This is a genomic window from Nonomuraea polychroma (assembly GCF_004011505.1).
Classification (GTDB): Bacteria; Actinomycetota; Actinomycetes; order Streptosporangiales; family Streptosporangiaceae; genus Nonomuraea; species Nonomuraea polychroma.
Genome location: NZ_SAUN01000001.1, coordinates 282,866 through 296,475, shown reverse-complemented (window position 1 = coordinate 296,475; position 13,610 = coordinate 282,866). Strand labels below are relative to the sequence as shown.

Annotated in this window: 13 protein-coding genes; 2 read left to right on the top strand and 11 right to left on the bottom strand. The window is 69.2% G+C overall.

All coding sequences use genetic code 11. From position 1 onward, the window contains the following. Nucleotides 1-77: 77 nt before the first annotated feature. Nucleotides 78-2,225, top strand: coding sequence for a 5-methyltetrahydropteroyltriglutamate--homocysteine S-methyltransferase (gene metE / locus EDD27_RS01310; RefSeq protein WP_127930681.1), 2,148 nt, complete (start codon nucleotides 78-80; stop codon nucleotides 2,223-2,225). Here metE and EDD27_RS01305 read toward each other — a convergent pair. The 7 genes from EDD27_RS01305 to EDD27_RS01275 form a co-directional block, all read right to left on the bottom strand. Beyond that, nucleotides 2,216-2,767: a GNAT family N-acetyltransferase gene (locus EDD27_RS01305; RefSeq protein ID WP_206641193.1), complete on the bottom strand. Its 552-nt coding sequence runs from the start codon at nucleotides 2,765-2,767 to the stop codon at nucleotides 2,216-2,218. The genes metE and EDD27_RS01305 overlap by 10 nt on opposite strands. 18 nt (nucleotides 2,768-2,785) lie before the next feature. Beyond that, complete coding sequence (locus EDD27_RS01300) at nucleotides 2,786-3,094, bottom strand: hypothetical protein (RefSeq protein WP_127930679.1); 309 nt, start codon at nucleotides 3,092-3,094, stop codon at nucleotides 2,786-2,788. A gap of 84 nt (nucleotides 3,095-3,178) precedes the next feature. Next, nucleotides 3,179-4,096: a carbohydrate ABC transporter permease gene (locus EDD27_RS01295; protein WP_164903419.1), complete on the bottom strand. Its 918-nt coding sequence runs from the start codon at nucleotides 4,094-4,096 to the stop codon at nucleotides 3,179-3,181. Further along, a complete protein-coding gene (locus tag EDD27_RS01290) occupies nucleotides 4,096-5,007 on the bottom strand; it encodes a carbohydrate ABC transporter permease (protein ID WP_127930678.1) in 912 nt (303 codons plus the stop codon). The genes EDD27_RS01295 and EDD27_RS01290 overlap by 1 nt, the downstream gene beginning before the upstream one ends. Next, nucleotides 5,007-6,419 (bottom strand): N-acetylglucosamine/diacetylchitobiose ABC transporter substrate-binding protein, encoded by a 1,413-nt coding sequence (ngcE, locus tag EDD27_RS01285; RefSeq protein WP_127930677.1) that lies wholly within the window; start codon nucleotides 6,417-6,419, stop codon nucleotides 5,007-5,009. Before ngcE ends, EDD27_RS01290 begins: the two co-directional genes overlap by 1 nt. A 17-nt stretch (nucleotides 6,420-6,436) precedes the next feature. Continuing rightward, nucleotides 6,437-7,171: a sugar isomerase domain-containing protein gene (locus tag EDD27_RS01280; RefSeq protein WP_127930676.1), complete on the bottom strand. Its 735-nt coding sequence runs from the start codon at nucleotides 7,169-7,171 to the stop codon at nucleotides 6,437-6,439. Next, entirely contained in the window at nucleotides 7,172-8,041 is an 870-nt protein-coding gene (locus EDD27_RS01275) for a MurR/RpiR family transcriptional regulator (RefSeq protein WP_127930675.1), read from the bottom strand. A gap of 79 nt (nucleotides 8,042-8,120) precedes the next feature. Here EDD27_RS01275 and EDD27_RS01270 point away from each other — a divergent pair, with 79 nt between their 5' ends. Then, nucleotides 8,121-9,125 (top strand): N-acetylglucosamine kinase, encoded by a 1,005-nt coding sequence (locus tag EDD27_RS01270; protein ID WP_164903418.1) that lies wholly within the window; start codon nucleotides 8,121-8,123, stop codon nucleotides 9,123-9,125. 69 nt (nucleotides 9,126-9,194) lie between these two features. Here the strand turns inward: EDD27_RS01270 and EDD27_RS01265 are convergent, their stop codons facing one another. Genes EDD27_RS01265 through EDD27_RS01250 form a run of 4 tightly spaced genes read right to left on the bottom strand, consistent with a single transcriptional unit; the run spans nucleotide 9,195 to nucleotide 13,570 of the window. Next, a complete protein-coding gene (locus EDD27_RS01265; RefSeq protein ID WP_241563797.1) occupies nucleotides 9,195-10,013 on the bottom strand; it encodes a carbohydrate ABC transporter permease in 819 nt (272 codons plus the stop codon). Then, a complete protein-coding gene (locus EDD27_RS01260; RefSeq protein ID WP_206641192.1) occupies nucleotides 10,010-10,888 on the bottom strand; it encodes a carbohydrate ABC transporter permease in 879 nt (292 codons plus the stop codon). Before EDD27_RS01260 ends, EDD27_RS01265 begins: the two co-directional genes overlap by 4 nt. Further along, nucleotides 10,889-12,145: an extracellular solute-binding protein gene (locus EDD27_RS01255; RefSeq protein ID WP_127930673.1), complete on the bottom strand. Its 1,257-nt coding sequence runs from the start codon at nucleotides 12,143-12,145 to the stop codon at nucleotides 10,889-10,891. Nucleotides 12,146-12,202: 57 nt separating this feature from the next. Next, nucleotides 12,203-13,570: a cellulose binding domain-containing protein gene (locus tag EDD27_RS01250; protein WP_127930672.1), complete on the bottom strand. Its 1,368-nt coding sequence runs from the start codon at nucleotides 13,568-13,570 to the stop codon at nucleotides 12,203-12,205. Nucleotides 13,571-13,610: the final 40 nt, after the last annotated feature.

The following is a 13,610-nucleotide window of genomic DNA, read 5'->3' as shown; positions in this document are numbered from 1 at the left end:
AATACATGGTGCACGACTCCGCGGGTACTCGGCACCATCGCAACGATCTGTCGTCCACGTCACAGGGAGTTGAGAAGATGTCACCGTTCCCCAAGTCCACCGTGCTCGGATACCCGAGGATCGGGCCGCGGAGGGAGCTGAAGCGGGCGCTGGAGTCGCACTGGGACGGGCGTTCGAGCCGGGCCGAGCTCGACCGGGTGGGCGCCGAGATCCGGGAGCGGACCTGGCGCAGGCTGGCCGAGCTGGGGCTGGAGGGGCTGCCGTCGAACACGTTCTCGCTGTACGACCAGGTGCTCGACACGGCCGTGCTGCTCGGCGCGGTGCCCGAGCGGTATCGCGCGGCCGACGACCCCTACTTCGCGATGGCCAGGGGCACCGAGGGGCTCGCGCCACTGCGGATGACGAAGTGGTTCGACACCAACTACCACTACATCGTGCCGGAGATCGATCCCGGCACCGTGTTCAAGCTGGACGCGGGCAAGCCGCTGGGCGAGGTGCGGGAGGCGCGGGCGCTCGGCTACGAGACGCGGCCGGTGCTCATCGGGCCGGTGACGTTCCTGCTGCTGGCCGGTGCGCTGGAGCGGCTGGACGACGTGCTGGGCTGCTACGAGGAATTGCTCGGCGCGCTGGCCGCCGAGGGCGTCGCCTGGGTGCAGCTGGACGAGCCTGCGCTGGTGGCGGACCGCACGCCGGAGGAGCTGGCCGCGGTGCGGACCGCCTATGAGCGGCTGGGGGCGGTGCGCGGGCGTCCGGGGTTGTTCGTGGCGTCCTACTTCGGGGATCTCGGGGAGGCGCTGCCGGTGCTGGCCGGCACGCCTGTGGAGGCCATCGGGATCGACCTGGTGCGGGGCGGGGTCCCCGTCGTCGATCTGACCGGGAAGACCGTGGTCGCGGGTGTGGTGTCCGGGCGGGACGTGTGGCGGACCTCGCCCGAGCGGGCGCTGGCCGCGCTCGGCTCCGTACGGGCCTCGCAGGTGACGGTGAGCACTTCGTGCTCGCTCCTGCACGTGCCCTACGACGTGGAGGCCGAGCCGGAGCTGGATGCGGCGCTGCGGTCGCGGCTGGCGTTCGCGGAGCAGAAGGTGGCCGAGGTCGTCGCGCTCGCGGCCGCCGAGTTCCACGGTCCCGCGCCGGCCGAGCCCTCGGCGCCGCTGGCCGGGCCGGTGGTCGCGGAGGGGCGCAGCCCGTACGCGGTGCGCGCGGCGGCGCAGGCCGAGCACCTGCGGTTGCCGCCGCTGCCGATCACCACGATCGGCTCGTTCCCGCAGACCGGCGAGCTGCGCGCGGCCCGGGCGGCGGTGACGGCGGGCACGCTGACGCAGGAGGAGTACGAGCGGCGGGTCGAGGCCGAGATCGAACACGTCATCCGGGTGCAGGAGCGGCTCGGCCTCGACGTCCTCGTGCACGGCGAGCCGGAGCGCAACGACATGGTGCAGTACTTCGCCGAGCACCTCGACGGCTTCGCGGTCACCAGGAACGGCTGGGTCCAGTCGTACGGCTCGCGCTGCACCCGGCCGCCGATCCTGCACGGGGACGTCAGCCGGCCCGAGCCGATCACGGTGCGGTGGGCCACGTATGCGCAGGCGCTCACGGACAAGCCGGTCAAGGGCATGCTCACCGGGCCGGTCACGATCGTGGCCTGGTCGTTCGTCCGCGACGACCTGCCGTTGCGCGACGTGGTGTTCCAGGTGGCGGACGCGGTGCGGGAGGAGGTCCGCGACCTGGAGGCGGCCGGGGTGTCGATCGTCCAGGTGGACGAGCCGGCGCTGCGTGAGCTGCTGCCGCTGCGCCGGGCCGCGCAGGACGAATACCTGGAGTGGGCCGTGGCGGCGTACCGGCGGGCCACCTCGGGGGCCGGCGATCGTACGCAGATCCACACCCACCTGTGCTACTCCGACGCCGACCAGATCCTGGCCGCCATCGACGGGCTGGACGCGGACGTGACCACGATCGAGTCCGCCCGGTCGGGGGCTCGGATCCTGGGGGCGGTGGAGTCGTTCGGGCGCGGGCTCGGGCCGGGCGTGTACGACATCCACTCCCCGCGGGTCCCGGGGGCCGAGGAGGTCGAGGATCTGCTGCGCCGGACGTTGCGGGCGCTGCCGGTCGAGCGGGTCTGGGTCAATCCGGACTGCGGACTGAAGACGCGGACGTACGAGCAGGTGGAGGCGGCCCTGGCGAACGTGGTCGCCGCCACCCGCAGGCTGCGTGCCGAGCTTCAGGCGTAACGCTCGGTGAACTCCTCGATCGTCATGCCGAACAGCACCTCGTCGTCATAGCGACCGGCGTGGTAGTGGCTCCTGCGCCGGCGGCCTTCCTCGACGAAGCCCAGCCGCCGGTGCAGGCCCAGCGACGCGTCGTTGGAGGCGTAGACCCACGCCTCGGCCTTCTGGAAGCGGCGCTCGAAGAACATGTAGCGCAGCAGGATCACGATGGCGTCGCCGGCGTAGCCCTTGCGCTGGTGCGGGGTGCCGACGCTGATCCCGTAGGCGAAGGTGCCGTGCTCGCGGGCGATCCCGTGCGTGTTGACCGACCCGACCGGGGCGTTGCCGTCCCTGGTGGCGATCACCAGCCGGAATTCGTCGAGATCCTTTTCCCGCTCGGCCTCCGCCGCGGCCCACTTCTTGGCGTAGGCGGTCGAGCTGGGCGGATGGAGGCGCCAGCCGTTCCTGACCGCGTCGGAGTCTTCCTCAAAGGCGTGGAACGCCTCCCAGTCCTCTGGCTCCACGGCGCGCAGGCGCACGCGCTCTCCCACCCATGCCGATCTCATGGGAGGCAGGAAAGCAGATCACCACCAGGAGTCGCGAGCCGTTTTCGCGCCCGGCCGCTCCTCGTGCCGATGTCGTGCGGCCAGCTCGCTCCACACTTTGGCGGCCTGGGCGTAGCGCCCTCTCGCGGTCTCCTGGTGGAGCCCGTGATCGGTACGGCGCCGGACGAAGAATTCGGCGCCTTCGGAGCACAGGATGAATTCCTCGCAGCAGGACGCCTCGATCACCGCGGGGACCCCGTTCGTCGCGTCATGCGGCTGCCAGTCGCACACGTCGGCCAGATCGGCCGGAAACCAGGAGAAGCTGTCCGGATGCCTGAGCACGGTCAACGGCCCACCTCCCGAAATGAGTCCGGAGACCTATTCCGGCAGATGTGAGGTTGCCTCAAGGTAGCAATCTGACTACGCACCGTGTCATTTCAGTGCGCCTGATGTCAGTCCGGACTGGATCTGTCGCTGGAAGACTGTGTAGACGACCAGCATAGGGAGAATGGCCAGGGTCAGGGCGGCGAACAGGGCAGACCAGTCCTGGTCATATCCGGCAGCGGTGGAGATGTCGGCGATGCCCTGGGTCAGCACCCACTTGTCCCGCTCCTGGAGCAGCACCAGCGGGAGCTGGTACTGGTTCCACTGGCCCAGGACGTTGAAGATCGTGATGCTGATGATGCCGGGCTTGGCCATCGGCAGCATGATCTGGAAGAACACCCGCGTGTGCGACGCGCCGTCCACCATCGCCGCCTCCCCCACCGCGGTCGGCAGCGTCCGGAAGAAGGCCGACAGGAAGAAGACGGTGAACGGCATCGAGTACGCGATGTAGACCAGGACCAGCCCCGCGTGCGTGTTCAGTCCGATGAACGGGCCGACCAGCGGCACGTTGCCCATGTTCTGCACGACGAAGAACAGCGGGGTCAGCGCCAGATACACCGGGAACGCCAGGCCCGAGACGAACAGCAGGTAGAACGCGCGGTTACCGCGAAAGGGGTAGCGGGCCAGCACGTACGCGGCCATCGAGCCGATGAGCATCGTGCCGAACGTGCTGAACGACACCACGATGACGCTGTTGAGCATGTACTGGCCGATGTGCGCCTGCTCCCACGCCCTGGCGAAGTTGTCCCAGCGCAGCGCCGCGGGCAGCGACCATGCGTCACCGAAGATCTCGTCCTCGCTCTTGACCGAGGCCAGGAACGTCCACAGGATCGGCACCACGGTCAGCAGCGTCCACACCAGCAGCGCGAGGTGTGTGAGCATCCCGAGCGGGCCGAGGCGGCGCCTGCGCTCCTGGCGGGCGAGCTTGCGCGAGTTCGCCACCGTCCACGAGGTCATCGTTGTCATCAGTACTCGATTCGTTCGCGTCGGGACAGGCGCAGCGAGAGGATCGCGAAGCCGACGGTGAAGAGGAACATCACGACGCCCAGTGCCGAGGCGTAGCCGAATCGGAAGTACTGGAACGCGTTGCGGTAGATCTCGGCCGCCATGACGGTGGTCGAGAAATCGGGGCCGCCGTGCTGGTCGGTCATCACCCAGACGATCGCGAACACGTCCAGGGCCAGGATGCCCAGGTAGACCCAGGCCACCTGGACCGTGTCCCAGAGCAGGGGAAGCGTGATGCGGAAGAAGAGGCTGAGCCGACCGGCTCCGTCGATCTGCGCGGCCTCGAACATGTCCCTGGGAATGGAGGCCAGCCCGGCGGAGAAGAGCACGACGTAGAAGCCGACCGCCTGCCACACCATGACGCCCAGCACCGACCAGAACGCCACATCCGGGTCGGACAGGAAGCCGATCGGCCGGATGCCCAGCGCCATCAGCGGGCCGTTCAGCATGCCGCTGCCGTCGGGCCGGAACACCTGCTGGAACAGCACCGCCACCACCGCGACGGCCAGGACCTGCGGGAAGAAGAACACCACACGGTAGAACTTCGACCCGCGGATCCCCGTCAGGCCCTGCGGGCCGCCCACGTTGAGCAGGAAGGCGAAGAACAGGGCGATGACGATCGTGATCAGCGGCAACAGGAGGAGCAGGGCGCCGTTGTGGCTGACGGCCTTCCAGAACGTCCCGTCGCCGAGCAGTCGCTCGAAGTTGTCCAGGCCGATGAAGCGCGGCGTGGCCGTCACGCCGCGCCAGTCGGTCATCGCGATGTAGAAGGCCTGGATGTACGGCGAGATCACGTAGACCAGGTAGAGAATCACCGGGGCTGCCAGGAACGAGGTGATGAACAGCCCGCGGCGATACCTGTTGAAGATCATTAGCGCTTGTACTTCTTGATCGAGGAGTCGTTCTTGATCTCGTCGGCCTTCTTCTGGATGCGCTCCAGGTACTTGTCAGGCGTCAGGCCGCCGGACATGAGCTGGCCGGTGGCGGCGATGGCCTCGTCCTTGAGCGGGCCGTACCAGTTGAACCAGCGGTAGTAGACGGTGTTGGCGCCCGCGTCGGTGACGGCCTTGGAGGCGCTGGTGACGCCCGGGGAGATCTCCCGGCCCTCAGTGGCGCCCTTGACCACGGTCAGGGTGCGCACCAGCTCGCTGAAGTCGCCGGCCGCCTTCTTCGACAGCATGCCCCGCAGGTACTCCATGCCCGCCTGCGGGTGCGGGCTCTTCGCGGAGACGATGAAGTTCTCGCCCGGCTGGGTGTGCAGGGTGCCATAGGGCATCTTGTCGGACCCGGTGACGTCGGGAATCGGGAACATGCCGTACTCGAAGTCGGGCGGTGTGGTGGTCTTCTGCTCGTTCTCCAGCCAGGAGCCGGAGGGCAGCATGGCGACCTTGTACTTGTTCTGCGCGGTCTGCGTCTGGACGTGGTCGAGGCCAGTGGTGCCCTCCATGAGGTACTTGGCGCCGACCTCGGCCCAGGCGGTGGCCGCGGACTTCATGGCCTCGGTGGTCCAGGCGCCGTCCTCGAGGTTGTCGATGTTGACCAGCACCTCGTTGCCGCCGATCTTGGCGGCCATGGTGAGCAGCGGCTCGTACAGGTATTGCGGGAACTTGCCGGCGTAGGTGAAGGGCGCCATCTTGCCGGACTTCTTGATCGTCTCGCAGAGCGCGATGAACTCGTCCCAGGTCTTCGGGATCTCCCAGCCGTTGTCCCTGAACACCTTCTGCGAGTACCAGATGCCGTGGATGTAGTTGACGTAGCCCAGCACGCTGAACTTGCCGGCGTAGGTGCCGATCTCGATGACCGACGGGTCGATGGTGTCCCTGACCTTGGTGTTCGGGTCGTCCCACGAGGGCGCGTCGAGCAGCGGGGTCAGGTCCTGGAGCTGGCCGTCCTGGGAGAGGGCGCCGAAGTCGATGAAGTTGGCGCCCGAGTTGTCGATCACCTCGGGCGGGTTGCCGCCGGCGAAGCGCGGCTGCAGGACCTTGGTGATCTCCTTGGTCGCGTTGTGCTTGATCTCGACGTTCGGGTATTTGGTCTTGAACAGCGGCTGGTGGATGTTCTTGGCGTAGTCCTGGCCGAAGCCGCCGTCGAAGATCCACACCTCCAACGGCTTGTCGGCGGCCACGCCGAACGGGTTGGCCGCGCTGGTCGCGGCGGGTGCCGACGAGGTCGTGGCGGTGGGCTGGGACGCGGGGGTGGCACACGCGGCCAGCGCCCCTGCCACGGGCACGAGGGCCGCGCCTCGGAGCAGCTCACGCCTGCTGATATGGGGGGTGTTGGACATTGGTAACTCCTGACTATTCATGATCCGCGTCGGATGCGCCCCGCGTAGCGGCTCTCCAGGGCTCTGTTGTGCTCGTCACCGCCGGTCACGTTCGCCGACAGGTAGACGGGGGGCGTCTCGCCCATCGCCACGAGCTCGTCCACCGCCTCGGTGACCACCATCTGCGCCAGCAACGCTGACGTGATCGTGGACACCGCACCGTAACTGCCGCCGCCCGGCAGGTCGAGGATGGCGTCCCCGTACGGCGCGCCGTTGTCCAGCACGACGTCGGCCAGGTCGAGCAGCTTGCCGCCCGACGGATGGCGCGAGGTCATCCGGGTGCTGTGCTGGACCGAGGTCAGGGCGATGAGGGGGTGGCCGCGGTCCTTGACGATCGTGGCCAGCTCGACGACCGCGCCGTTCACACCGGAGCTGGAGATCAGCACGAACACGTCCTGCGGCGCGACCGGCGCCAGGGCGTAGATCTCGTGCGCGATGGCCGGGTCCCGCTCCAGCTCCGGTGTCAGCACGCTCGGCGGCCGGCCGCCGTACAGGACGAGGTCCCTGGGTGTGAGGCGGTTGCTGGGTACGAGGCCGCCGGCCCGTCCGGCGATCTCCATGGCGATGGCCTCGGAATGCCCCGAGCCGAAAGCGTTTACCACGCCTCCCTCCCGGATCGAGGCCACGATCAGCGCGGCCGCCTGCTTGACCGGCTCGGCCTGGCTCTTCGCGACCTGGCCGGCCAGGTCGAGGACCTTGGATGCGTACGTCATTCAACCTCTCTCCACGCGATGGCTCTCCACGGCGCTGATCGTGCGCTCGAACGCCTCGTTGGTGCGCTCGTAGGTGCGTTGCGCGACCGCCACATAGACGGCGTCCAACACGAACAGCTGCGAATGGACGGCGGCCAGCCCGCCGAGCCGGAACGTGGTCTCCCTGCTGGCGGTGGTCAGCACCAGGTCGGCCAGGTCGGCCAGCGGGGAGCGGGCGAAGGACGTGACCGCGACCGTCAGCGCGCCGTGGCTGCCCGCCTCGGCCAGTGACTCCATGACCTCGCGGGTACGGCCCCGGTGGCTGATGCCGATGGCCACGTCGCCCTGCTTGAGCAGCGCCGCCTCCGACAGGGCCACGTGCGCGTCGCCCGCGCTCCAGCCGGGAATGCCGATGCGGCGTAACCTGCCTTCGAACATGGTGGCCACGTTCCCGCTCGTGGAGACGCCTACCAGGAGCACGCGCGGGGCCGCCACGATGGCGTCGGCCACCCGGGCGACCAGGTCGAGGTCGAGCTGCGCGGCGGTGTCCTGGATGAGCCTGGCGTCGGCGGCGGCCATGACCTCCACGGCCTTGTCGAGCGGGTCCTCCGGACCGATCTCGTGGCCGACGCCCGCGCCCCAGCCCGCCTGGGCGGCCCGGCCGGTCTCGGTGGCGAGCGCGACACGCAACTCGGCGTAGCCGGAGAAGCCGAACGCGCGGCAGAACCTGGTCACGGTGGCGGGCGAGCTGCCCGCCCGCTCGGCCAGCGCGATGATGGTCGACCGCGCGGCCTCGGCCGGGTCATCGAGTATCACCTCGCCGACCCTGCGCAATGCTTCCGGCAAACCGGGTAGTTCTGTTTCGACGCGCCCAAGCGCTCCTGAAGTCACGAATATTCCTTCCGAATACCCGGTCTTCTGGCGAAAATTATTCTTGCTTCTCGGTCACGTCAACCCCCAGACTCAGACCGTGACGCAATCGCTAGTGGTCGGTGTCGATGCCGGGGCCACCTCCACGCGGGTCGCCGTCCACGCGCTCGACGGCACCCGGGTGGCCTACACCCGGGCCGGCGCGGGCAATCCCACTGCTCACGGGCTGGCCAAGGCGGTGGCGGCCATCGAGGAGGCGCTGGCGGCGGCGCTCAGGCCGCACGACGGCGGCCGGGTGGTGGGCTCCGTGGCCGGGATCGCGGGGCGGGTGACCGAAATGGTGCCCGCGCTGGCGAAGGTCTGGGCAGATCACGGGATCGCCGAGGGGCCGCGGCACATCGGCGACGTGCCGATCGCTTACGTGGCCGGATCCGCCGAGCCCGACGGCTCGCTGCTGCTCTCCGGCACGGGCGCGGTCGCGGCCAGGATCGAGGGCTACGAGCTGGGCGTGATCGCTGACGGGCTGGGGTGGCTGCTGGGCGATGAGGGGTCGGGCTTCTGGATCGGGCGCGCGGCGGCCAAGGCGGTCGTGGACGCCTTCGACCGGGGGCTGCCCGTGACGGCCATCGACGCGCCCTCGGACGCGCCGGGGGCGCGCGGCCCTGTCGGCGGACCGCTGGTGACCCTGGTCGCCGGGCACTTCCTCGGCGACGAGCGGCCGGCCACGCCGCGCGGCGTCGCGGACCGCATCGTGCGGCTGGCGCAGGCCGACCACATGCGCCTGGCCGCTTTGTCCTCACTCGTCAGCCAGGCCGCGGCGGCAGGCGACTCGATGGCGGCCGGGATCGTGCGCGAGGCCGCCGACCGCCTGGTCGCCACGCTCCGGCGCGTCCACGTCTCCGGCCCGGTGGTGCTCGCCGGGAGCGTGCTGACCAGCGAAGGGCCGATCCGGCAGGCCGTGATGGAACTGCTCGACGGCGAGACCGTCACGACGGCACGCGACGCGGCGGGCGCCGCCGCCTGGCTGGCGGCCCGCGCCTTGCTGCCCGAGGCCGACGCGAAGGCCCGGCACGCCGCCTTCACCGCCCCGCCGGTGGCCACTTAGTCGTCCATGTCCGCGGGCATGGGGCCGCCGTAGATCGGGTTCTTCGGCAGACGTTCTCCCCAGCCGATTTCAGCCCTTGACGGCACCCGCCGTCATCCCGGTGCCCACGCGGCGCTGCAGGAACAGGAAGAGCAGCAGCGCGGGCAGGGCGAACAGGCTGGCCGCGGCCATCGTGGCGCCCCAGTCCGTGCCGAACACGTCGCTGAACGACGACAGCCACACCGGCAGCGTCCGCTTGTCCTGATCCTTGATGATCAGCACGTTCACGAACGCGAACTCGTTCCACGCCGTGATGAACCCGAACAGCGACGTCGCCATCAGCCCGGGCGCCAGCAGCGGGAAGACCACCCGGCGGAAAGCCACCATCCGGCTACACCCGTCCACCTGCGCCGCCTCCTCCAGCTCCAGCGGGATGGCGGCCAGGAATCCGCGCAACGTCACGATCGTGAACGGCAGCGTGATCATGAAGTAGACCCCGGTCAGCATGGCCAGCGAGTCCAGCAGCTCGGTGTCCCTGGCGATGATGAACACCGGCACCAGCAGCGCCTCCCACGGCGCCATCTGCGCCGCGAACACCGCGACCACGAACGCCCCTCTCCCCCGCCACCGCATCCTGGCCGCCGCGAACGCCGCCAGCAGCGCCACCACCAGCGCGATCAGCACCGCGGCCACGGTGACGACGAGACTGTTGCGCCAGTAGGTCCAGAACCCCGGCGCGTTCACGGCCGTCGCGAAGTGCTCCAGCGTCGGGTCCGCCGGCCAGAACGTCGGCGTGGCCGCCTGGATGTCCCTGGTCGGCTTGAACGCGGTCAGGAACATCCAGTAGACCGGGAAGATCGTCATGATCAGCACGGCCATCGCGGCCGCGTTGAGTGTCAGCCTCTTCACTGGCGGACCATCCTTCGCAGGTTGCTGACCAGGGCGACGGCGAGGACGACGACCGTGAGCATGGCGACCGCCGAGCCCAGGTCGTACCGGTGCAGCACGCGGGCGATCTTGAATGCGTACACCGGGAGGGTGGTGGTCGCCCCGTCCGGGCCGCCCTGGCTGAGCACCCAGATCTGCGGGAAACATTTGGCCACCCAGATCACCTCCAGCGAGGTGATCAGGGCGAACAGCTGCCTGAGTATCGGCAGGGTGACCTTCCAGAACACCTGCCATCCGGTGCCGCCGTCGATCCTGGCGGACTCGTACAGCTCGGCCGGGATCGTGGTCAGGCCGGCGTAGAGGGTGAGCGCGGCGAACGGCACCGACTGCCACACCACGAGGATCACGAGCACGGCGAACGTGGCCGTGCCGTTCGCGAACCACGTGTAGCCGCGGAACGAGTCGAACCCCAGCGTGACCAGCAGCCAGTTGACCACTCCGAGCTCCGATTGGAAGAGCCATTGGAAGACCGTGGTGGCCGCGACGATCGGCGTGGCCCAGGCCAGGGCGAGGGCGCTCATCAGGGCCAGGCGCAGGCCGCGGCGCAGGCGGACGAGCATGAGGGCGACGCCCGTGGACAGGACCACGATGAGCACCACGTTGATCGCGGTCCACACGACAGTGCGCCACAAGACCTGCCAGAACTCCTCGCCGGCGAGCAACTCGGCGTAGTTGTCCAGGCCGGCGAACGCGGCCCCGCCCCTGATCAGCTCGCCCATGCGGAAGTGCTGGAACGAGATCACCGCCGCCTTGAGCAGCGGGTAGAGCAGGAGGAAGGCCCCGCCAGCCACCGTCGGCGCGATGAGCAGGTAGGGCCACAGGCTCCTCGTGCGCATTCAGGATCCGCTGTTCAGCGTCGTGGTGATGGACTCCGAGACCTTCTTCGCCTCCGTCGCGGGGTCGCCGCCGGTGAGCACGGCGGTCATGTACTGCTTGATCACGGAGGTGGCCTCGACGGCCGCCCAGTTCGGCGTGTTCGGGGTGGCCCGGCCGTGGGCGGCGCCCACCGCCATGGCGGCGGTCCCCTCGTCGCCGGACAGCACGCCGGCCAACGAGGTGCGATTGGGCACGAAGGCCATGGTCTTGGCCAGCTCGGTCTGGAACTGTTCGCCTGCCAGGGCCTTGACCAGCTCGTACGCCTGCTCCTGGCGCTGGGACGCGGCCGGGATGATGAGGTCCGAGCCGCCGGTGAAGACCGCGCCGGGCTTGTCGGCCGTCTTGCCCGGAATGGGGAAGAAGCCCATTTTGCCGTCCATCGTCTTGTCCACCTCCAGCACGCGGGCGGCGATGCCGGGAACGGCGATGATCTGGGCCACCTTGCCCTGCGCGAACACCTCGTGCTGCGGCGGGTTGGCCTCGTCGGCGTCCTTGGGGCCCTTGCCGAAGGCGTGGAGGCGCTTGTAGAAGTCCATGCCGGCCAGGGCCTGCGGGGTGTCGAGGGCGCCCTTCCACTTACCGCCCTCCTGGACGGCCAGGTCGCCGCCCTCGTCCCAGACGAAGCCGGCGAGGGCGTACCACGTCTGGCCGGTCAGGTAGATGCCCTGGTTACCCCCCTTGTTGAGCTTGGCGGTGATCTCCAGCCACTCGTCGCGGGTCTTGGGCGGCTCCTTGATACCGGCTTCGGCGAAGAGGTCCTTGTTGTAGACGACCACACGGTTGGCGGCGTACCAGGGGATCCCGTACTGCTTGCCGTCGATGTTGCCGGGCTGGGCCAGGCCGGGCAGCCAGTCCTCGCCCTTGAGGTCGGCGACCTTGGCGGTCAGGTCGGTGACGCCGCCGCTGGCGGAGTACTGCGCGACCTGGGTGTTGCCCACCTCGATCACGTCAGGGGCGTCGGTGCTCGCCAAGGCCGCGGTGACGCGCTCGCCGATGCCGTCCCACGCCTGGATCTGGATGTCGAGGTCCACGCCCTTGTGCGCGGCCTCGTACTCGGTCTCGAACTTCTTCAACAGCTCCTGCGTGACGCTGCCGTCCATGATCCAGACGGTCAGCTTGGCAGGGGCGCCGGACGCTGCCGCCTTGGGCTCCTCGGCGGCGGTGCCGCACGCGGCGAGCGCGAACACGGCCGCCAGGGCCAGGATGCGGTTCTTCATGGCGATCCTTCTGATGGGGGTGCCCGCGCCCGCGCTGAGGCGGGCGCGGGGGCTTGCTCACGGGTTCGGGACGGTGTCCCTGAAGGCGGTGCCGGAGGCGCGCAGGGAGGCGACGCGGCTTTGCACGTCGGCGGGCGAGACGACCTCGTTCTTGCTGTGGTAGAGCCAGTCCACCTGCTGGCGGTACGTCCGGGTCCCGGTCACGCTCTGCAGATCGATGAACCACTGGTTGAACATGATCCACATGGGCGTCTCGGGGTAGTAGATGTCGCCGTGGTCGGCGAACAGGCGGCCGTCCACGTAATACTTGATCCGGCCGCCGGAGACCTGGATCACCAGGTCGTGCCAGCCGGCGAAGCTGGTGCGCTCCTCGGTGTGCGTGTTGACGGCCTGCCAGGGGTCGCCCTGGTAGGTCTCCCAGCTGGTGGCGTACAGGATGTTGGACGGCTCGCCCCAGCCGCCGTTCGGCAGGTACTCGAAGTCGAGCTCGCCATAGTCGGGGTCCAGGTTGAAACGCAGCGGCGTGATGGTGAAGAACGTCTGCACCACGTGCTCGCCGTCGGGGCCGCCGGCCGGGGCGTCGCTGAAGCGGACGCGGGCGGCGTAGGTGCCCTCGAAGAACTTGCGGTTCGCGGTCGACAGCTCCGTCTGGACGGTGCCGGAGGCGGTGCCGTTGGTGGAGGAGTCGAGCGTCAGCAGACCACCGGGGAACGAGACGCCCGCGGGCGACCAGGTGGCGCCGGGCACGCCGGGGCCTCCCGAGCTTGAGCGGACCGTCCAGCCGCGCTGGGCGAGGAGCGGGTCGCTGGAGCCCGAGTACGTGAAGTCGTCGAACAGCACGCCGGCCGAGCCCGTCGGGGTGACCGTGGGCGTGACGGTCGGGGTCGGCTCCGTGCCCGTCGGCTTGCCCCAGGCCAGCTGGCCGTTGACGTAGACCGTGACCTTGTCCCAGGTCGTGTAGGCGGTGTTGGGGCCGTAGGAGTAGTCGTCGCTCTGCGTGAACGTCTGCCAGTCGGCGCGGTAGAAGCGCAGCTGCATGTCGCCGGTGTTCGCGCCGGGCGCCAGGCTGCCCGAGCTGAAACCCACCTCCAGGTATTGGTCAGCGCCGGTCTGGCGGACGAACTGGCCGGTCACGGTCGAGCAGCTGACCACCGCCCAGGAGCAGGCGAAGCGGTAGGTCTCCGCGCCGGTCAGGTAATAGCGGATCTTGACCTGGTTGAGCGGGATGGCGGTGGTGCCGGTGTTGAAGAGCCGGAGCCAGGGCTCCGCCTGGGCGGTGGTGGCTCCGGGGGCGCTGGTGCGGTATTCGAGGCGTACGGACTGCTGGGCGTTGGCCGGGGCGACGAGGGCCACGACGACGAGGACGAGAGGGATGGCTAAGGACAGCAGAGCTTTTCCGAAATTTCGGGACATGCTTGAGGACATGAGTGGGGTTCTCCTTGGTTGTGCGGCCCCCGAATGTCGT